This window comes from Mucilaginibacter sp. 14171R-50, from assembly GCF_010093045.1.
Lineage (GTDB): Bacteria > Bacteroidota > Bacteroidia > Sphingobacteriales > Sphingobacteriaceae > Mucilaginibacter.
Window position 1 is genome coordinate 413,053 of sequence record NZ_CP048115.1, and the last position, 19,372, is coordinate 432,424.

A 19,372-nucleotide genomic window follows, 5' to 3' on the forward strand; every position below is an offset into this window, starting at 1 on the left:
CTAATAAATTGGTAAATATTGGTGTTACTTTTGCCGGCTCAATGATTCAGCATTCTTCCTCGCCTGTAGTTCGTTGCGCTTGGCCTGCTCACGGTTCCGGTCCGCCTGCTCCTCGTTCCGGATCCGCTGCTTTTCATTATTCTTAGCTTGCTCCACATTCAGCATGGCCTGCACTGCATTTTTAGCGGCCTGTTGTTCGTTCAGTTCGGCTTGCTGTTTATTTTTTTGCTCCTGTTCCTGGTTGCGCTGCTGTTGTAGAGCATTGTTGGCGGCTTCCCACTGAGTAACCTGAGGCTGTACAGTTGGTTGAACAACCTGCCGAACAGATTTCCGCGCTCCAAGTTTACCCGGAGGTTCGTGGCGTGCCCTGCGTTTGGCAGTATGAGCTTTGGCTTTCAGAACTTTTTGTTTGGCTGCGCTCCCGGGTGTTTGTTTTGCTACAGAAACAACACGTATGGCGGGCGTCTCGTGATAGCTTGCCGGGGCAACCGGCGCTTTGGTCACCGTAAAGGCCGCGAACAAAGCAACCAACACAATCAAACCCGAAAGACAGAATATCTTATCCGCCGGGGCAGGCATACGCTGCCGACCATGAATGATCCTGCTGACGCGGTTGAGCAGTTGGTTTTGCTTTCCCGGGAAAGCCGTTTGAAAGTTTTTTCCGTACAGCGCGTATTCCTTGAAGGTGATCAGGGCCTCCACAAACCCCCTTTTATCTTTGGTTTGCGCCAGGGCTATGTCATCGCAGCAATTCTCGCGTTCATCCCGTAACAGTGCACATAGCCACAGCAAGCCGGGATTGAAAAAGAATACGGTCTCTGCGAGCGTTTGGAACAAATTAATGATATAGTCATTTCGCCGGATATGCGCCAGCTCGTGGAGCAGAACCGCTTCCACTTGTCCTGCCGGTATTCCAGCCAGCATACCCAGCGGCATAAGGATCACCGGTTTAAGATGGCCGATAACGACGGGCACCTGCACCAGGCCTGATTCTAATAGCCGGACCGTTCGCCGCAGTCTAATTTTGCGGCAAAGTGATAGGAACCTGTTATTCCAGTCCTCATCCGGACTGCAGACCATGCGGTGTCGCGCATATTGGAGATACACCAGGCCATTGATCAAGCGCACCGTGCGGAACAGGAACATGAGTGACCAGAGCAAAACGACGAGCGGGGCGTTCTCCGTGAAGTACTGCGTGAAACTGATGAAGCCCATGTGGAGATTACTATTGCCACCGCTTACGCCAGGTACTATTGGCTCTACCTGCCAATCGTTCCACTCCATGATCAACGTCAGGCCGCAAGCCAGCAGGAACAGTACTGTTTGCGACAAGACGATGCGGTATCGTATGGCTGCACTGGCCTTACCATTGATCATTAGCAAAAACATCGTCAACAACGCCAGCAGCAGGCCCTGCCACAGCGAATGGATAAGCATCCAGCTAAAAGACCGGATGAAATGCTGAGCGGTTTCTGTTAATGCCAATACATTCATTTCCTCATCATTTGATTTGATTAAGCAGATCTTTCATCCTCCGCAGCTCTTCGGCAGATGTTTTATCATTCCCCAGCAGGGCAACCATCAGGCTGCTGGGCGAGCCGTTATACATACTGTCCATAAAGCGGTCAAGAAGGCTGCCTTTAACCTGTGCTTCTTTCAGCGCTGCCGTATAAACGTGTTTCATGCTGCTTTCGTCCCGATACAGCATTCCTTTTTCTTTCATCGTCTGCATGAGTTTTAAGGTCGAGGTATAGATCACCGCTTCCTTTTGCTCGTTAAGTTTATCATGTACAAATCGCACGGTAGATGGCCCGTATTGCCATAATAGCTGCAGCACGTTCATTTCTGTTTTTGTGGGTATCACTTCCTCAGTAGCCGCTTTTTTCGATTCCATATTCAAAGGTATGTATTAAAAACGTACGTTCCAAATAAATATGTATTTAAATTCAAAATTATAACGTCATATGCATTTTCGATGATTAGGCGCAGGCATTACCTGGGTTGAACGAATGCCCTACCGAAATACAACATTTAACGTTAAGTAATTAGTTATCAGTAACAAATATTTGTATAGTAACGTCAAATTATATAAATTTAATCGCGTGCTGCTAGTTGAGCTGCAACTTCATAACTAATATCAAATGACCATTCATTGCCTGATGCGCAAAATCGCTTTTAGCTTAGCTTTTGGGCCATTGTTTTTCTGCTTCGCAGCCGATGCCCAGGCATTTTCTGTTGATACTACTGAATATAAACCCATCGGACAGCTTGTCGATATCGGAGGGTATAAACTCCATTTACATTGCACCGGCAGCGGAAACCTAACGGTGATTTTGATTTCCGGTGCTTCCAATTTTTCCTTTGACTGGACAATGGTTCAGGACAAACTCTCCAAATCAACCAAAGTTTGCTCATACGACAGACCTGGTCTCGCATGGAGTGAACCGGGGCCAATGCCCCGAAGCATGAAGCAGGATGTTTATGAGCTGCATCAATTACTGAGTGTAGCAAAAGTGCGCCCACCATTTATATTGGTTGGCCACTCTATCGGGGGCATTATTGCCAGGATGTATGCGAAGCAATATTCTGATGATGTTGCAGGAATAGTGCTTGTTGACGCTACGTCAGAAAATGCTATTTTGAACATAAACGGCAAAATTGAAAGAGTACGTTTGCTTGCGTCTGAAGAGAAGAAGATTCCGGTTGTTAAGAAAAATATAGATACACTTACTAAGGTGCCGACCATGAAAGAAGTAGAAGAACTTTGGAATATGTTCGGAAAGCCGTCTATTTCGCCTCCGTTTAACAACCTCCCGGCTGCTATTCAAAAGATCAGACTTTGGGCACAATCACAGCCAAAATACCAGATAGCTGACGCTGATAATTACATGGCCGAAGAGTTTGCTGAAATATATTCAAACAGCCAGGCTTATAGGATCGGTAACAAACCGCTAATGATATTATACAGCTCAAAAAATGAATACCCAAAAGAATTAGGGACTTTGCGGGACAGTTTAATGAATGATAAAACAGGCAATCAAAAAGCTTTTATGCGGCTGTCGGCAAACAGCAAAATAATTTCAACCGCAAACAGCGGACATGAAATTTTTCTTACTGAACCCGACCTCGTCGTGAATGCAATAGAGCAAGTCATCAGGTCCGTAAAAACAAAATCAAAGCTCAAATAACAGCAGCAGCCGGCCTCTCCCACAAAACAAGAAATTTTATACGATTGAAAGTGGGAAGATTCCTGATGAACTCTTTACAAAGACTAAAAGACTATGTAAAAAGCTGAAATTGTAAAATAACAAATTATGAAAACCACTCATCAAGTGCCGAATGTGAAACAGGCAGTACCATTGTTCATGGTTACGAATATGGAAATGTCGCTGCGGTTTTACGTTGAAGGACTCGGTTTTGCGATCACAAAGACATGGGTACCGAAGGGTAAAATTGAGTGGTGCTGTTTAAAACGTGAAAATGTCAATATTATGCTACAGGAATATCACGGAGATAATCCGCATAGGATTGCAACGAAAGGTATCGGCGTAACTATCTGGTTCCAATGCAACGATGCATTAGAGATTTACACTGAATTTACCGCAAAGGGCCTGGTGGTTAAGGAGCCTTTTGTGGGCAACGGCATGTGGGACGTCGGCCTTGATGACCCGGACGGGTACAGTTTACATTTTGAGAGCGTTACTGAAGTAGCAGAAGAAACCAAATACTTTGATTGGATAGGTAAAAAACAGTAAGCTTAGTTAAGTAATTTCGAAACTTTAAATAGCCTTAAAAACATCATGAAAACAATCGCTTTTTTTGGACTGTAAAACCGCCAGGGAAGATCACCCATCAACAGGCGCAGGATCGGGCAAGAGCATCGAGAAAAGAACTTAACAGGCGGCTCCGGTAAATGGCCGGATACAGTGGCATAAACGGAAGTATGTATAAGTACCGGCTTTACAAGTGAACCATTCCTCCCCCTGATCCAAGGGAACCGGCTTTAATCTACTTTGCCTGGTTTTCAACTACGGCCATCGCCATCACAAGCGATTCTCTTGCACTATCAATTAAATTGCATGTAATGTGTACCTTGATGATGGTGCCGTCCTTTTTAACGTGTTTGACAACCCCGATGTCGTTGATCCCCTTTGTCAAATCATGAAAGATCATAATGGCGGCATTGATCTCTTCCGGCGGCCGAAGATCAAGCGCGCTCATTTTCAAAAACTCCTCTTTAGTATACCCGTAGCGGGCGGTTGCCGCGTCGTTCACGGCGGTGATGAGCATAGTGCGCCGGTTGATGATCCACATCGGGTTGGTGTTCTGATCAAAATAGGTACGATATTTGCGTTCGCTCTCCGAAAGCCGGCGCGTATGCCGTACGATGAGATAATATAACAGAACGCCGGTTATCAATACGTAAACAATGCCCTTGATACTCCCCAGGAAAAACACTTGCTCCGCCCCAAAGGTAGACTGCAGGGCTAATAACACCCGGTCACTTAAGGTGATCCATAAGATGCCCATAACAATATAAACAAGTGCAATCTTAAAAGCTCCGGTCCTCATGAATAGGTTTTTTGATTACTTAGGTTATTGAAGATAGTAAATTTCATATGATTAGGAAACAGAAATCTAATAAAGAACCGGAAAGCTGCATACAAGGCCGGGCCTATCGGAGCCCGGCACCTTTAAAAAGGATAGAAAAGATCTTGCCTTTATTTGGCTTGCGTACAACAAAAGCGAACTTATTGGTTCCATGTACTCCCAAAATTTACTTTAAGGATTGGCAACATTAAGTCGCTCAGATAAGTGACTTATGCAATTTATATATTTGAAAATAAATAGGAAGAAAAAAAGAAGGGCAAGCGACCGATTTCTCGTGCTTGCCCTTTTGGCTCCTGAGGCTGGGCTCGAACCAGCGACCCTCTGATTAACAGTCAGATGCTCTAACCGGCTGAGCTACTCAGGAGTGTTTTCCGGTTTGGAGTGTGCAAAAGTATGATTTCTGAGGTAATTTCACAATATTTGCACAAAAAAAATTTAAAAATATTTTACATGAGTTTGTTAGTTATTGGTACTGTGGCGTTTGACGCAATCGAGACCCCTTTTGGTAAGACGGATAAAATTGTTGGGGGCGCTGCAACCTATGCAAGTTTGGCTGCTTCGTACTTTTACGACAAGATAAAGATAGTGGCCGTAGTAGGCGACGATTTCCCGAGGGAGGAGGTTGAAAACCTTAACCAGCACGGCATAGATACCGAAGGCCTGCAGGTAAAGCAGGGAGAAAAGTCCTTTTTCTGGAGCGGTAAGTATCATAATGATATGAATAGCCGCGATACTTTAACTACCGAACTTAACGTGCTGGCCGATTTTGATCCCCTTATACCCGATGCGTACCAGGATTGCGAATACCTGATGTTGGGCAACCTTACCCCGCAGGTACAACAAACGGTTATTAAACGCCTTAAAAACCGCCCTAAGCTTATTGTAATGGACACAATGAACTTCTGGATGGATATTGCCATGGACGACCTTATGGAAACCATTAAGATGGTGGACGTTTTGACCATTAACGATGCAGAGGCTCGGCAGCTATCCGGCGAATACTCGCTGGTAAAGGCTGCAAAAAAGATCCTTACCATGGGCCCTAAATACCTGATCATTAAAAAGGGCGAGCATGGCGCGCTGCTATTCCACGATGAGCACATATTCTCTGCACCTGCGCTTCCGCTGGCCGAAGTATTTGACCCTACCGGAGCCGGTGATACCTTTGCAGGCGGCTTTATTGGCTATATAGCCAAAGTAGGTACTGTAAACTTCAATAACATGAAGAACGCTATCATCTTCGGCTCGGCTTTGGCATCGTTCTGCGTAGAAAAATTCGGTACCGAAAAGATAAAAAACCTTACCGAACAGGAAATTGCGGCACGTGTACAGGAGTTTGTACAGCTATCAACCTTTGATATAAAATAATAGATGTGCGAATTACAGATGGGCATATATGCAAATAAGCTGCGAACATCTGCACATCTGTAATCTGCACCTATTTACACATCTGCTATTAATACTCCAGCCATTTTTTTATTTTAACGCCTACCGTATCGCCATCAGCATACTTACCGCTCTCGTTATTCAAAACGCGTAAAATGGCACCGCTGTTTTCCAGTATCAGGTCCTCGTAAAAGCCTTTAAAAAGTACCTGCTTAACCGTCCATTTACTGGTCATCAGTATATCGTTCAGGCGTATCCACTCTGGATAGATCACTACAAACTCTTTGGTGGCCTCAATGCCGCAAGCTTTGGCGTCCTGCATGGTAAGCACATTGCAATTGGTGAGCAGCTCGGCGGTGTACAAACTAAGCGGGGTATGGTAAAGCGTTTTTGGATGCCCCCTTTCTACTATATCGCCCTGTTTTAAAACAATAAGATCATCGGCCATAGAAAGTACCTCAGCGGGATCATGCGATACCATTATCACCGTAAGGCCGGTTTGCTTTACTATCTGCCGTATATCGTGCTGCAAGCCTTCGCGAAACGAGGTATCAACCTGGTTAAAGGGCTCATCAAGCAATAATATTTCGGGCCGGGTAATTATGGCGCGGGCAATGGCTACGCGCTGTTTTTCGCCGCCGCTCAGGTCGGCTACGCGCTTATAGGCCAATTGCATCATATTTAACTGGGTTAAAACCTGTTCGGTTTTTTCCTCCTTCAGCTTAACATTTGTACTGGGCAGCATAGCCGATACGTTATCCCAAACACGGGCAAAAAGGTTCAGGTCATCCGTATGCTGGGTGACCATTTTCATAGCATCGTGGCCGGGTATCAGCTTTTCATCGGGTCCCCAAATACGTTCTCCTTTAAAGGTTACGGTGCCCGTATCAGGCGAGAGCAGGCCGTACAACAAGCGGAGTAACGTACTTTTTCCGCTACCGCTTTCGCCTATAATGGCGGTTATCTTTCCCGGCTCAATATCAAGGCTGATATCTTTTACCCCCGACGCTACTGCACCGCCATAACTTTTACTTACTAAATTTGCCTGCAAAAAAGGTATATCTGCCATTAGCACAAAGATAACCTGGATTGAGCAGATTTAACAGATTTTTAGGATTTTGAAGAACAAGAGGTTAACAGGTTTGAATTTTCAATAAATCCGTAAATCAAACCAATCCCCTTAGCCCCTCTTGGCGGTTTAACTCACCCCGAGTCCGCTTCGCTTGTCGACTCTCTTTTACTTGATAAACAGGGTAAAGAAAAAAACAAAACCCTCTTTCCGCCTGCGGAGAGAGGGTGGTTGAGCAAAGCAATGACCGGCTGGGTCAAATGGTGCGTAGGTTAAGCAACAGTCGTAAGTCTTAAGTCAATTTTTTGCTATAAACTATCGACCATGGACTATGGGCTAAACTACCAGCCCACGCTCATCCCGAAAGAAAAGTTACGCAACCCATCCTGCGCGGGGCTGTTCTCGAACATATTATTGAAATAATATTTGGTAAACACGCCTATTGAACCATACCCTGCCCTTAATGATGCGCCATACCTGAACTTGGCAAAGTGATAATTGCCGCTCAACTTCTGATCGCCTTTTTCCTTGCTTTCCTGTTTCAGGCTGCTGCTGATGAGTGCGCCCATTTCAAATCCGCCAACAAAATGAAAGCGCCTGCCGTCGTCGTCGTTATGCGTGCGGAAATCGAACGCTACAGGTACACGTATGTAGGTGGCGGATAACCGGTTTTTATCATACCTAACATCATCGCGGGTGTAGGTTAAAACGGGCTGATCGCGCAGTATAGTCACGCTTTCGCGCAGGCGCAGGTTTGTCCAGTCGAAACCGCCCGAGGTATATATCCTGAACGAACTGTTAAAGCGATAGCTTAGCTGCAATATATCAAACCCAATGTTGCTGCTGCGCCATGACCGGTAATTTAAAAATTGATTGGTGGGCGATAGTTTAAAACTACCATTATCGTTAAGGGTGGTTAACCCTATATCAAACCTTGTAAAGGTAAGTCCGAAGGAAAAACCCGGCGCCTTTGAAGCATAACTGGTAGTATCATTTATAGATACCTGTGCAACATCGTCGCCAAAGCCAAGCCTTATCCTGGTGCGGCGTGTTTTGGTTGTATCGGTTTCGGTTTTAACAGAATCGGTTTGTGCGAACACAACGGTTGCTGTTAAGCTTATTATTGCTGTAAAAATCAGGCGTTTCATATAAAAAGAATTTTTGATTTGGTGTTTATTGATCTGGTGATCTCATTTGCGCATTAATCTGCGCATCTGGTTATTTGTTAATCTTGTTTTTTAATTTTAATAAAGCCCAGGTTAAGTCCGCTCACTATTGATTCGTCCTCGTCTTTTGTATCCGAAAACTCTATCAGCTTATCCTTACGCTTATCCACTTTGCTAACAACAACGTTGATCAGGTCGCCAAGGGTCCTTATGCGGTGCTTTTTGGCAGGCGCAGCAGCTATGGTTTTGGCGCCTGTTACAGGCTGTGCGGCTAGGGTAGCCGGGGTAGCACTAACCTCATCCGGCATTATAATCTTTTCGTTCAAAGGAGTTTGCTTGTCGGGTACAACAAACTTTATATCATCCTCGGTTTTTTGAACGGTTTGTGCCAGTTGTGTGGCAGGCTGTAATATTTCCTGATGCGGTACCGGCACCACCGGCGCAAGTAATACATCAGGCGTGGTATTGTTTTTTACCTTTTGCCGGCGCGGCCTTGTTGTGGCATTTAAGGCAACGCTCTTTTGCAATAGCGGTTCAATTGTTTCAGGTGCTGCAGCAATGGGTTCAATGGCTTTTACCGGCTTGTTTACTTTAACCGCGGTTATTTGCACGGGCTTTTCAGCATCCTTTATGCCGTACATAAAATACAACCCGGCGCTAAGCAATATAATTAAACTGGCTGCAACGCTCAGGTAAGTTTTCCAGCGCCTTTTTTTCATATCCAGGCCAAAAGTGATATCAGCCCACACCTTGTCCGATGGCTCAGCCTCAAGATTATCCAAACCTGATTTGAATAAACGGTCAATTTCTTTATCCTGCATATCCATACTTTTTATTGTCCATTTTTAATATCTGTTCTTTTAAAATAGCCCGGGCCCTTGACAGCTGCGACTTCGAGGCCCCCTCACTTATCCCCACTATTTCGGCTATTTCTTTATGCGAGTAGCCATCAATAGCATACAGGTTAAATACCATACGATATCCGGGCGATAAGGCCTTTATCAGCACCAACAGATCTTTAGCTTCCAGGCTGCTTGCGGCGGCGGCATTTACAGATGGCTCGTGCCCCGAATCGGCAATGTCAACCACCTGCATCATTTTATGATGGCGGCGGTAATATTCAATAGAGCTATGTACCATTATTCGCCTTATCCAACCTTCAAAAGAACCATCGCCCCTGTAATCGGCTATTTTTTGAAACACTTTTATAAACCCATTCTGCAACATGTCCTCGGCTTCCATCCTATCGGTGGCGTATCGCATACAAACCCCCAGCATTTTTGAAGCAAATTGCTTGTATAGCAACTCCTGTGCCTTACGCTGGCCGGCTTTACAGCATTGTACCAGATGATCGATAGTAGTTTTAGGTTCCAAAAACATCATTTACAAGTAAGATGTGGAAGTGCTACAAATGGTTGCATGGGTTGTAAAATAATTTATCTAAATTTCGTTTGGCCTTTAACGGCTTAAAGTAACCTATCTTTATCTGTAATGAAAACATTTCAACTTTTTATCATCACTATTTTATCGGCCTTTAGCCTTAACGCGCAGGATACCACATATATGCTTTTAAAACCCGCCCGCGTTTTCGACGGGCAAGCCATACACAGTAACTGGCTCGTTTTGGTAAAAGGCAAACACATAGAAGCGGCCGGCGAACCATCAATGATGAAAATACCGGCAACTGCAAAGATCATCGAATTAAAAGGGATGACTTTGCTGCCCGGATTGATAGAGGGCCACTCGCATTTATTTTTGCACCCTTATAACGAAACCAAATGGACCGATCAGGTAATGAACGAAAGCCGCGCAGAGCGCACAGCCCGGGCTGTTGAACATGCAAAAGCTACTTTGATGGCAGGCTTCACCACCGTACGCGACCTGGGGACAGAAGGGGCCGCTTATGATGATGTGGGTTTGAAAGCCGCTATCAGTAAAGGCGTAATACCCGGCCCCAGGATGCTGGTAGCAACCCGAGCCATTGTTACCACGGGTGCCTACGGGCCAAAAAGCAACGTTGCCGAATGGCACCCGGTGCTTGGCGCCGAAGAAGCGGATGGTGTTGAAGGAATATCGAGGGTGGTACGCTCGCAGATTGGGTACGGTGCCGATGTGGTAAAACTGTATGCTGATTACTGGGCTACAGACGAGGGCGCCACCCCTACTTTTACAGTTGATGAGTTAAAAGCCGCTGTAGCAGTGGCCAATAGCCGCGGCAGGCAGGTGGTGGTACACTCGGGCACAGAAGAGGGTATGCGCCGCGCTATAACGGCCGGCGCCAGTACTATTGAGCATGGCGATGGCGGCACGCCTGAATTATTCAAAATGATGAAAGAAAAAGGGATAGCATTATGCCCAACGCTTGCAGCAACAGAAGCCAACGACAGATACCGCGGATGGAAAAAAGGCGTTGATGCCGACCCGGAAGACGTTAAAACAAAACGCAAAATGTTCAGGGATGCCTTAAATGCCGGGGTTACTATATGTATGGGCGGCGATGTTGGCGTGTTTGCGCATGGCGAAAATGCCCGCGAAATGCTAATGATGGCCGAATACGGAATGAAACCGGTTGATGTGTTAAGATCGGCAACATCGGTAAACGCCGGGGTTTTTGGATTAAAGACGTTGGGTAACATCAAGGCTGGTTACCTGGCAGATATAATAGCCGTTGAAGGCAATCCGGCAGAAGATATTAAAGCGGTACAACAAGTAAAATTGGTGATGAAAGATGGCAAGATTTATTTACAGAAGTAAACGATAAATGCTTGCAAACCCTCGAAAATTCCTGAAAAAAACCGAGAAAATTCGGGGTTTTTAGTGATTATTTCTTCTCTCTGAAATACTTATAGATCTTCACAGCCGACATCAGGATAAGGCTGAAAAGGATGATACCGATAACACCGAAGATCCAGTTCACTGTGCTTTTTAGCACTACCAAAAATACGATGGCGAAAAGCAGGATGGTTGCCAGTTCGTTCCACAGGCGTAGTTGGGTAGATGTCCATTTGAAGTTGCCTTGTGCCATTTGCTTCATCTTTTGCTGGCAGATAAAGTGGTAAATAATTAAACCAACAACAAATAACAGCTTCACATGCAGCCAGGGCATTTTCCATAATGCGGGGTTAATGTGCAGCATGGTAGCCCCTGCGGTAATAACCAGGTACATGCTCGGGGTGGTGATGATCCACCAAAGCTTTCGCTCCATAACCTCAAACTGTTCGGATAATATCGTGCGGGCAGGCTCGGGCTTTGCCTGCGCCTCGGTATGATAAATAAACAGGCGCACCATGTAAAACAGCCCCGCCATCCAGCAGACTACAAATATGATATGTATGGCTAAAACGTATTGGTACATACCCCCTAACCCCCTAAAGGGGGAATTTTTGACTTAAATATTTACAAACTTCCCAACTCCAGCTCCCCCTTCAGGGGGTTGGGGGGTAGTCTTTTATAACCTCTACCGCGTACTTCACATTATCAAACGGGATATCGGGCATAATGCCGTGGCCCAGATTAAATATAAAGCCGTTCTGGCCGCGCATACGCTCGAATAGCCGGTAGATGCGTTCTTTTATTACTTTTTTATCGGCATACAAGATATGCGGGTCAAGGTTACCCTGAACGGCTATCCCTTCGGGTAATCTATTCTTGATATCCAGCAGGTCTACATTCCAGTCTATTGATACTACATCCGGCCTGGCCTGGGCCATTAGCGGTGCAAATACCGAACTGCCTTTGCAGAACGATATCACAGGAATATCCTTCCTGTTCAGTTTGCTGATGATCTCCTGAATATAACGATGCGAAAACTCGGTATAGTCATCCCATGATAATGCCTGCGCCCAGCTATCGAAAATCTGCACGGCGTTTACACCGGCTTCAATTTGCAGGTTAAGGTAATCTGCCGTAACGGTTGCAATTTTTGATAATAGCTGGTGCGCCATTTCCGGGTGGTTATGCAGCATCAGTTTGGTCAGCTTAAAATCTTTTGATGATCCGCCTTCAACCAGGTAGCTCATCACGGTAAACGGTGCGCCGGCAAACCCAATCAGCGGGATGCTGCCGTTTAAACGCTGCTGAATTACCTTGATAGCATCGGCTACATATTGCAGCCTGTCGCCCACGTTGGTTTGCAGGTTATCTATATCGGCCTGCGTACGCACCGGGTTGGCAAACTTAGGCCCTACGCCTTGTGTAAAGCTCAGATCGCCGCCCATGGCTTCGCCGGTAACCAGGATATCCGAAAATAAAATGGCGGCATCAATACCCAGCAGATCAACCGGCAGCATGGTAACATCGGCAGCCAGCTCGGGTGTTTTGCACATCTCCAAAAACGAGTACTTATTTTTTATCTCCCAGTACTCGGGCATAAAACGGCCTGCCTGGCGCATCATCCACACCGGCGGGCGTTCTGTTTTCTCTGAAAATGCGGCTTTTATAAATAACGAGTCTTTCATATTTGTGGAGAGGCAAGATAACAGGAATCAGGATTCAACACAAAAATAAATCTTGGTTCTTGACTCTTATTATCTTGCCTCTTTATTTGTTTTTGTTTAATTCCTGCTCAACTTTCCAGATCACATCCTTCATTTTGGCGGTTATATTATCTTTATGTTTTTCGGTAAGCTGCAGGTAAATCCTTGCTTTTTCGTAATTCCCGTTTCGCACGTTAATATTGGCTACATGTACCAACGCCGCTACATGGTCGTTAGCGCTGCGCAAGGGGTATAATGCGGCTAATTCATAATGCTGTTCGGCTTCGGTATATGCGCGCTTTTGCAGGCATATGCCCCCATATATAAACTCGTAAAAACCCCGGCGTTTTTTACTCAGCCATTCGGGTTTCGGAACCTGCTTTAATAAATCTTCGGCTTTATCGTAATCCTTCTGGTGAAAAGCCTTAGCCGCCAATACAATAGTTCCCTGTTTAAAGTAGCCCCATATCAGCAGCGCTATAAACATCAGGGCTAAAGCAGCTAACTGGTAAGCCTGGTACTTAATGGCTACCGCCATTAAAACTATAAACATCCCCGCTACTAATATCCTGGCCCTGTTTGTAAACATGCAGTATTAGTGATTGTCTGTAAATTTATAACCTACACCCCGTATCGAGTGGAAATAAACCGGGTTTTTAGGGTCCGGTTCAAAGTACTTACGGAACGTCAGGATAAAGTTATCGATAGTGCGGGTTGACGGATACACGTCGTAATTCCAAACGGTTTCCAATATCTGCTCACGCGATACCGCCTCGTTACGGCGCTCTATCAGCAATTTCAGCAGCATAGTTTCCTTTTTGGTAAGCGGTGTAATACTTTCGTCGCCGTTAACCAGTTCAAAAGAGTTAAAATGGATGGTTTTGTCGCCTATCTTGTAACTGTTGAATTCTTTCAGGTCGTCGCCTTTCAGGCTGCGTTTTACCAGGTTGTTAACACGAAGGATCAACTCTTCCAGGTTAAACGGCTTGGTCAGATAGTCATCTGCGCCCTTTTTCAGGCCCGATATCTTATCCTCGTTGGTGTTTTTTGCGGTAAGGAACATAATAGGCACCTCAGAGTTTTCAAGCCTTATGGTTTCCGCAACCACAAAGCCGTCTATTTCGGGCATCATCACATCCAGTATTACCAGGTTAAATCGCTCTTCCTTAAAAATCTGAAGGGCTTTTTTACCGTTATTCGCTGTAGAAACTTTATACCCCTCCAGCTCGAGGTTTAATTTAATGGCCTCTAATAAATGCTCTTCGTCTTCGGCTAATAAAATTCTTTTTTTGTTCAGCATGGTCGCTATTGTTTAGGTTAATGCAAATACTACTTCAAATACGCTGCCGGCAGGGCGGTTGTCTTTAACTTTTATACTGGCCTGGTGTTTATCTAATACCTCTTTAACAATGTATAAACCCAAGCCTGTCCCTTTTGTATTGCGTGTATCTTCGCTGCCTACACGATAAAATTTATCAAAGATGCGTGACTTTTCACTATCCGCAATACCTATGCCATGGTCTGCCACCTGAAAGTAAACTTTACCCTCTTTCTCAAACAGCCTGACATTAACAGTTTCGCAGGGGCTGGAATATTTTACAGCGTTCTCTACCAGGTTGGTAACCACCGATGTTAAGGCAAACTTATCGCCTGTTATCTCTATTTTAGGCTCGATCTCGGCATTTATGATCTGCTGGTTGCAATCGCACTTGCTTATTTGCAAGCGGTTAACAATGCTATCAACCAAAACCGACAGGTTGAATTTTGCCTTCGGAAAGGTGTATGAGCGGTTATCAATTTTTGATGCAAGCAGCATGTTCTCTACCATATCATCCAGGCGCTCTACATCAAGTAACGACTTATCGATAAAGTTCAATATCTGCACTTTTGTCAGGTCGCGCTTTTGAATGGTCTGCAATAATATTTTTATAGATGCCAGCGGCGACTTCAGCTCGTGCGTTACTGAAAGCAGGAAGTTCTTTTTCTGCTCCTGCAGCTTGGCTTCGCGGTTAAGCGATTGATGTAAAAAATACGCCCCGATCAAAAAAACGGTGATGAACATCATGCCCTCGCCCATGATCATCCCCTTACGGCTTGGATTAAGATGTACCAGCATATACCCCCACCATATCAGTTCGGCAACCGCATAAATAATGATGGCATAAAATATTACGAGTGTCTTTTTCATAACTTCTCAATTTGCGGTTGGCAGTTATTTAGTAAACTGCTACCCGGCAACTGCAAACTTATTTTCCAAATACAATATCCAGACTATCAAATATAGCTGTTTTTGTTGTTTCTAAATCGGCTTGTGTGTGGGCGGCCGATATAAAGCCAACCTCGTAGCCCGACGGACCTAAATAAATGCCCCTATTGATCAGTTCGCGGTGCATTTCTTTAAATTTGGCCATGCTGGCCGGGTCGATATCTTCTGCGGTTGTGATAGTTTCTTTATCAGTAAATGCAAACCAAAATATCGATCCAATGGTGAACACCTTGAATTGATATGCACGTTCAGCCACAAAATCCTGTATATCTTTTACAAAACCCGCGGTTTTTGCATGCAGATCATCGTAAAAACCAGGTTTTAACAGCTCGCTTAATTGGGCGATACCGGCTGCCATAGCAACCGGATTTCCTGATAAGGTACCCGCCTGGTAAACTGAGCCTACGGGGGATACATGATCCATCACCTGTGCCGATGCACCGTAAGCCCCAACAGGCAAACCGCCGCCGATGATCTTACCATAAGTAATGATATCCGGCTGGATGCCATAATAAGCAGCCGCGCCTTCAAATCCCACACGGAAACCCGAGATCACCTCATCAAAGATCAGCATGGTGCCGTTATCGGTACAGATCTGGCGCAGGTAATTTAAATAATCCTGCGTTTGCAGCAACAAGCCGTTGTTAGCAGGCACAGGCTCGATGATAACCGCTGCAATTTGCCCCCTAAACTCATCAAAGGCCTCCTGCAGGGCTTTTTTATCATTTAACGACACTACTATCGTTTCATCAGCAAAAGCCTTTGGTACGCCTGCAGACGAGGTCTCGCCGAAGGTTACCAGGCCCGAGCCCGCCTTAACTAAAAGACTGTCCGAGTGGCCATGATAGCAGCCTTCAAATTTTAAGATCTTATCGCGCTTGGTGTAGCCCCTTGCCAGCCTGATGGCCGACATTACCGCTTCGGTGCCCGAGCTTACAAACCGTATTTTTTGAATGAATTTATTATTGCCGAGGATAAGTTCCGCCAGTTCGTTCTCCAACGCCGTAGGCGCACCGAAAGACATACCTTTCTGCATTACCTCGGTTACCTTTTCGCGAACGGCCGCATGGTTGTGACCCAAAATAAGCGGCCCCCATGAGCAGCAAAAATCAATAAACTCGTTACCGTCGGCATCCCAAATATGGCTGCCGTCGCCTTTTTCGATAAAAAGCGGCGTACCGTAAACAGATTTAAACGCCCGTACCGGCGAGTTTACCCCACCCGGAAAATAGGTCTTTGCTTTTTCGTACAGTTCTGCAGATCTTGCTCTGCTAATATCTTTTACTTGCATTTTTTATTATTGCTAAAAGCTGAAAGCATAAAGCTCAAAGCCTTTTAATGGAGTTTGCTTTTGGCTTTTTACCTTAAGCTTTCAGCTCATCAAAGCCACTTATTCAGCAGCACCTCTTTAGCGTGATAGGTTAATATCGCGCTGGCGCCTGCACGGCGGATGCTGGTAAGCACTTCGGTTATAGCGCGCTGCTCGTTCAGCCAGCCTTTTTGTATGGCGGCTTTTATCATGGCATACTCGCCGCTTACGTTATAGGCAGCAACGGGCAGCTCGGTATCGTCTTTTATCAGTTTAATAACATCCAGGTATGAAAGGGCTGGTTTCACCATCAGGAAATCCGCTCCTTCGGCCTCATCCAAACGGGCCTCTATTAAGGCCTCGCGCTGATTAGCAGGGTTCATCTGGTAGGTTTTTTTATCACCGAATTTCGGGGCTGAATTTAATGCGTCCCTAAACGGGCCGTAAAACGCGCTGGCATACTTTGCCGAATACGACATGATAGATACGCCTTTAAAGCCGTTATCGTCCAGCACCTTGCGGATATATCCTACACGGCCGTCCATCATGTCTGATGGGGCAATAATATCTGCCCCGCTGCGGGCATGGGCCAACGCCATTTTGCCTAAGATCTCCAGGGTTTCATCATTTAATATCTCGCCATTTTCAACGACGCCATCATGGCCGTCGCTGCTGTACGGGTCCATCGCTACGTCGGTAATTACGCAAGCTTCCGGGAATTCCTTTTTTACCGCACGGATGGCGCGCAGGTAAAGGCTTTCATCTCGGTGGCTTTCGGTGGCATATTTATCTTTTAAAGATTCTTCTATATTGGGGAACAGGTCGAAAGCGCTTAAACCCAGCTTAAGGCAACTTTCTACCTCGCGCAGCAAATTATCTATCGAATACCTGAAGATGCCGGGCATTGATGCCACTTCGGTTTTTTGGTTTTCGCCATCCACAATAAACAGCGGGAATATCAGGTTAGCCGCGCTAACATGCGTTTCCTGCACCATCTGGCGGATAACTTCACTTTTTCTATTTCGTCTTGGTCGTTGTAGCATCTCTTTAGTTCATTGGTTCATTAGTTCACTGGTTTATTAGTTTTGAAAGCGGGCTATGAAAGCAGCACCAATGAACTAATGAGCAAATGAACTAATGAACATTTATATTCCAAACACTGCCTCTGCCAGCCCAACTTCGTCGGGAGAGAAAGGCAGGGTATATTTTACCCCCATCTCATCAAACTTTTTACCGGTTGATTTACCAATGGCTATCACCTTTTGCCCGGGTTCCAGCAGGTTATCGGCAAAGTAGGCTTCTACGTTACTTGGGCTGGTAAACACCATCACATCGGCACCACTTGGCTCTACGTCCTCCTCCAGCACGGTTTCGTAAACGGGCAGGTCAATTATCTTTGTTTCGGCCGACAGGCCCTGATGTATACTCCTCATGGGGTTATCAGCCCCCGGGAACAATATTGTTGTACCGTTGGCCATTTCGGCAAAGTCGGCGGCTACATCGGCCGTGTCGTTACTTTCGCCAACAAAATCGGCAAAATGGCCATTGCGCCGCAGCATATCTTCGCTGCCGGCACCCATCACCCCAAATTTTACCTTTTTCGGAAATTGCGGGGATAGTTTAAAAAAGTACTCTACCGCGTTCTTGCTGGTAAAAAATACCCATTCGATATTTTTTAAGATATATGAATCAAAACGGGTAATAACGGGCACGGTGCGGATAAGCGACCGCGCTTCAATTTCTATTTTATGTTTCTGTAACGCCTTGCGGAAATAGCTGGTTTCCGAAATATCCCGGGAAATAAACACTTTATTAGGGAATTTTCTGTCTTTTGCAAAACGGCTTACTATTTTATCAGCCACACCGTCCAGGGTATCACTCTCAATAAAATATCTGTCGGGAAAATCCTCAGCATCTTCGGCCTTTGATGTAAACACCTGGAACTTGCCATCGTCGCGCCGGCAGTAAACACCCAGCGGTAAATGGCAGCCACCACCAAACATTTTTAATACACCGCGCTCCAGGGCCAACTGTTCGGCAACTTCGGGGTGATGCAATGCCTGTAACGCCTCAAATAACGCTGTATTGCTCTCGCGTATCTGGATAGCCAATACCCCTTGCGCCGGTGCGGGGATAAATTCGGTTGGCGTCAGCTCCTCTACATGAAACTCGCTCAGGTCGATACCTAAACGGGATACACCTGCTTTGGCCAGCATAATGGCATCATATTTTTCGTCGCGCAGTTTGCCTATGCGGGTTGGCACATTGCCGCGCAATTCTTCTATCTCCAGATCGGGCCGTACGGCCAGTAGCTGGGCCTTGCGCCGGTTGGATGATGTACCCACCATACCACCAAACTTTACGGATAGCTTTTGACGGACATCCACACAGTCCTTCAAGATCAACAACAGTTCAGCCGGGTCTTCCCGTTCTGAAACTGCTGCGATGATGAGTCCCGGAGGGTTTTCTGTTGGCAGGTCCTTGTGCGAATGCACGGCAATATCTATAGTGCCTGCCAATAATTCTTCTTCTAATTCCTTGGTAAAAAAGCCTTTGCCTTCCAGCTTATCAAAGCTCAGGTTGAGGATGCGGTCGCCCTGTGTTTTTATAATCTTAAGTTCGGCGGTAATGTTTATCGCGGCCAGGCTGTCCTTTACAAAGTTTGCCTGCCATAAAGCTAATTCGCTGCCACGCGTTCCTATTATTACTGTTCTGTCCAAAGGGATAAATTTTTACAGCACAAATTTAAATTTTTATGCACAGTAATATAGTATTAATTAAGGATATGAGAGTGGGCTGACTATTATTGTTTTAGTGTGGTAAGCTTACCTATGCCAACAGCGAGAGAACCGTTTGTGCTTTCATGAAACGTCAGTCCGCTCAATTGCCGCGGAGGGCTGTTACTTTGTCTTGATACAAAGTAACCAAAAATCAAGTCAGCAAAAAGGCTTCTTTGCCGCACATGGCCTTGCCCTGCAAAGCATGCAGAACCACGGGCTGCAAAATCTTGCCTCAACTTCGTTCGCACTTAGCCATGCGCTTCAGGCAAGTATTGCTATGCCCCTGCCGCGCTCAAGGCCATGATCGTTC

19 protein-coding genes and 1 tRNA gene are annotated in these 19,372 nt (G+C 45.7%); 4 read left to right on the top strand and 16 right to left on the bottom strand.

Annotated elements, in window-relative coordinates:
- Positions 1–24: 24 nt before the first annotated feature.
- Positions 25–1,494 carry a M56 family metallopeptidase gene (locus tag GWR56_RS01805; protein WP_162429478.1) on the bottom strand — a complete coding sequence of 490 codons (1,470 nt, stop codon included), beginning with the start codon at positions 1,492–1,494 and terminating at the stop codon, positions 25–27.
- 7 nt (positions 1,495–1,501) lie between these two features.
- Complete coding sequence (locus tag GWR56_RS01810) at positions 1,502–1,894, bottom strand: BlaI/MecI/CopY family transcriptional regulator (RefSeq protein WP_162429479.1); 393 nt, start codon at positions 1,892–1,894, stop codon at positions 1,502–1,504.
- 247 nt (positions 1,895–2,141) lie between these two features.
- Between GWR56_RS01810 and GWR56_RS01815 the strand changes: the two genes are divergently transcribed.
- The gene (locus tag GWR56_RS01815; protein WP_162429480.1) at positions 2,142–3,188 is read left to right on the top strand and encodes an alpha/beta fold hydrolase; all 1,047 of its coding nucleotides are present in this window, start codon (positions 2,142–2,144) and stop codon (positions 3,186–3,188) included.
- 126 nt (positions 3,189–3,314) lie between these two features.
- Complete coding sequence (locus tag GWR56_RS01820) at positions 3,315–3,755, top strand: glyoxalase/bleomycin resistance/extradiol dioxygenase family protein (protein WP_162429481.1); 441 nt, start codon at positions 3,315–3,317, stop codon at positions 3,753–3,755.
- Positions 3,756–4,008: 253 nt separating this feature from the next.
- Here GWR56_RS01820 and GWR56_RS01825 read toward each other — a convergent pair whose 3' ends face one another.
- The gene (locus GWR56_RS01825) at positions 4,009–4,572 is read right to left on the bottom strand and encodes a PAS domain S-box protein (RefSeq protein ID WP_162429482.1); all 564 of its coding nucleotides are present in this window, start codon (positions 4,570–4,572) and stop codon (positions 4,009–4,011) included.
- A 326-nt stretch (positions 4,573–4,898) separates the two neighbouring features.
- Positions 4,899–4,975: transfer RNA gene (locus GWR56_RS01830), tRNA-Asn, on the bottom strand.
- Positions 4,976–5,061: 86 nt separating this feature from the next.
- Between GWR56_RS01830 and GWR56_RS01835 the strand changes: the two genes are divergently transcribed.
- Entirely contained in the window at positions 5,062–5,979 is a 918-nt protein-coding gene (locus tag GWR56_RS01835; protein WP_162429483.1) for a PfkB family carbohydrate kinase, read from the top strand.
- A gap of 88 nt (positions 5,980–6,067) precedes the next feature.
- Here GWR56_RS01835 and GWR56_RS01840 read toward each other — a convergent pair whose 3' ends face one another.
- The 4 genes from GWR56_RS01840 to GWR56_RS01855 form a co-directional block, all read right to left on the bottom strand.
- Entirely contained in the window at positions 6,068–7,066 is a 999-nt protein-coding gene (locus GWR56_RS01840) for an ABC transporter ATP-binding protein (protein WP_162429484.1), read from the bottom strand.
- A 341-nt stretch (positions 7,067–7,407) separates the two neighbouring features.
- Complete coding sequence (locus tag GWR56_RS01845) at positions 7,408–8,214, bottom strand: outer membrane beta-barrel protein (RefSeq protein ID WP_162429485.1); 807 nt, start codon at positions 8,212–8,214, stop codon at positions 7,408–7,410.
- Positions 8,215–8,291: 77 nt separating this feature from the next.
- Positions 8,292–9,059 (bottom strand): hypothetical protein, encoded by a 768-nt coding sequence (locus GWR56_RS01850; protein WP_162429486.1) that lies wholly within the window; start codon positions 9,057–9,059, stop codon positions 8,292–8,294.
- Positions 9,043–9,612 carry an RNA polymerase sigma factor gene (locus GWR56_RS01855; protein WP_162433075.1) on the bottom strand — a complete coding sequence of 190 codons (570 nt, stop codon included), beginning with the start codon at positions 9,610–9,612 and terminating at the stop codon, positions 9,043–9,045. The genes GWR56_RS01850 and GWR56_RS01855 overlap by 17 nt, the downstream gene beginning before the upstream one ends.
- Positions 9,613–9,723: 111 nt before the next feature.
- Between GWR56_RS01855 and GWR56_RS01860 the strand changes: the two genes are divergently transcribed.
- On the top strand, positions 9,724–10,986 hold the full coding sequence (locus tag GWR56_RS01860) for an amidohydrolase family protein (RefSeq protein ID WP_162429487.1): 1,263 nt from the start codon (positions 9,724–9,726) through the stop codon (positions 10,984–10,986).
- Positions 10,987–11,053: 67 nt separating this feature from the next.
- Here the strand turns inward: GWR56_RS01860 and hemJ are convergent, their stop codons facing one another.
- From hemJ to hemC, 8 genes are all read right to left on the bottom strand, one after another.
- Entirely contained in the window at positions 11,054–11,587 is a 534-nt protein-coding gene (gene hemJ / locus GWR56_RS01865) for a protoporphyrinogen oxidase HemJ (protein WP_162429488.1), read from the bottom strand.
- A 70-nt stretch (positions 11,588–11,657) separates the two neighbouring features.
- A complete protein-coding gene (gene hemE / locus GWR56_RS01870) occupies positions 11,658–12,689 on the bottom strand; it encodes a uroporphyrinogen decarboxylase (protein ID WP_162429489.1) in 1,032 nt (343 codons plus the stop codon).
- An 82-nt stretch (positions 12,690–12,771) separates the two neighbouring features.
- Positions 12,772–13,296, bottom strand: coding sequence for a tol-pal system YbgF family protein (locus GWR56_RS01875; RefSeq protein WP_162429490.1), 525 nt, complete (start codon positions 13,294–13,296; stop codon positions 12,772–12,774).
- A gap of 6 nt (positions 13,297–13,302) precedes the next feature.
- A complete protein-coding gene (locus GWR56_RS01880) occupies positions 13,303–14,007 on the bottom strand; it encodes a response regulator transcription factor (protein WP_162429491.1) in 705 nt (234 codons plus the stop codon).
- Positions 14,008–14,019: 12 nt separating this feature from the next.
- Complete coding sequence (locus tag GWR56_RS01885) at positions 14,020–14,895, bottom strand: sensor histidine kinase KdpD (protein WP_162429492.1); 876 nt, start codon at positions 14,893–14,895, stop codon at positions 14,020–14,022.
- 58 nt (positions 14,896–14,953) lie between these two features.
- A complete protein-coding gene (gene hemL, locus GWR56_RS01890) occupies positions 14,954–16,264 on the bottom strand; it encodes a glutamate-1-semialdehyde 2,1-aminomutase (protein WP_162429493.1) in 1,311 nt (436 codons plus the stop codon).
- An 89-nt stretch (positions 16,265–16,353) separates the two neighbouring features.
- Positions 16,354–17,325, bottom strand: a complete 972-nt coding sequence (gene hemB / locus GWR56_RS01895; RefSeq protein ID WP_162429494.1) for a porphobilinogen synthase — start codon at positions 17,323–17,325, stop codon at positions 16,354–16,356.
- A gap of 102 nt (positions 17,326–17,427) precedes the next feature.
- Positions 17,428–19,002 carry a hydroxymethylbilane synthase gene (gene hemC / locus GWR56_RS01900; RefSeq protein ID WP_162429495.1) on the bottom strand — a complete coding sequence of 525 codons (1,575 nt, stop codon included), beginning with the start codon at positions 19,000–19,002 and terminating at the stop codon, positions 17,428–17,430.
- Between the last annotated feature and the right edge of the window lie 370 nt (positions 19,003–19,372).

Excerpts from the sequence above, each read along its gene's own strand:
- GWR56_RS01805 (WP_162429478.1), bottom strand. The coding sequence starts at position 1,494 with ATGAATGTATTGGCATTAACAGAAACCGCTCAGCATTTCATCCGGTCT.
- GWR56_RS01810 (WP_162429479.1), bottom strand. The coding sequence starts at position 1,894 with ATGGAATCGAAAAAAGCGGCTACTGAGGAAGTGATACCCACAAAAACA.
- GWR56_RS01815 (WP_162429480.1), top strand. The coding sequence starts at position 2,142 with ATGACCATTCATTGCCTGATGCGCAAAATCGCTTTTAGCTTAGCTTTT.
- GWR56_RS01820 (WP_162429481.1), top strand. The coding sequence starts at position 3,315 with ATGAAAACCACTCATCAAGTGCCGAATGTGAAACAGGCAGTACCATTG.
- GWR56_RS01825 (WP_162429482.1), bottom strand. The coding sequence starts at position 4,572 with ATGAGGACCGGAGCTTTTAAGATTGCACTTGTTTATATTGTTATGGGC.
- GWR56_RS01835 (WP_162429483.1), top strand. The coding sequence starts at position 5,062 with ATGAGTTTGTTAGTTATTGGTACTGTGGCGTTTGACGCAATCGAGACC.
- GWR56_RS01840 (WP_162429484.1), bottom strand. The coding sequence starts at position 7,066 with ATGGCAGATATACCTTTTTTGCAGGCAAATTTAGTAAGTAAAAGTTAT.
- GWR56_RS01845 (WP_162429485.1), bottom strand. The coding sequence starts at position 8,214 with ATGAAACGCCTGATTTTTACAGCAATAATAAGCTTAACAGCAACCGTT.
- GWR56_RS01850 (WP_162429486.1), bottom strand. The coding sequence starts at position 9,059 with ATGGATATGCAGGATAAAGAAATTGACCGTTTATTCAAATCAGGTTTG.
- GWR56_RS01855 (WP_162433075.1), bottom strand. The coding sequence starts at position 9,612 with ATGTTTTTGGAACCTAAAACTACTATCGATCATCTGGTACAATGCTGT.
- GWR56_RS01860 (WP_162429487.1), top strand. The coding sequence starts at position 9,724 with ATGAAAACATTTCAACTTTTTATCATCACTATTTTATCGGCCTTTAGC.
- hemJ (WP_162429488.1), bottom strand. The coding sequence starts at position 11,587 with ATGTACCAATACGTTTTAGCCATACATATCATATTTGTAGTCTGCTGG.
- hemE (WP_162429489.1), bottom strand. The coding sequence starts at position 12,689 with ATGAAAGACTCGTTATTTATAAAAGCCGCATTTTCAGAGAAAACAGAA.
- GWR56_RS01875 (WP_162429490.1), bottom strand. The coding sequence starts at position 13,296 with ATGTTTACAAACAGGGCCAGGATATTAGTAGCGGGGATGTTTATAGTT.
- GWR56_RS01880 (WP_162429491.1), bottom strand. The coding sequence starts at position 14,007 with ATGCTGAACAAAAAAAGAATTTTATTAGCCGAAGACGAAGAGCATTTA.
- GWR56_RS01885 (WP_162429492.1), bottom strand. The coding sequence starts at position 14,895 with ATGAAAAAGACACTCGTAATATTTTATGCCATCATTATTTATGCGGTT.
- hemL (WP_162429493.1), bottom strand. The coding sequence starts at position 16,264 with ATGCAAGTAAAAGATATTAGCAGAGCAAGATCTGCAGAACTGTACGAA.
- hemB (WP_162429494.1), bottom strand. The coding sequence starts at position 17,325 with ATGCTACAACGACCAAGACGAAATAGAAAAAGTGAAGTTATCCGCCAG.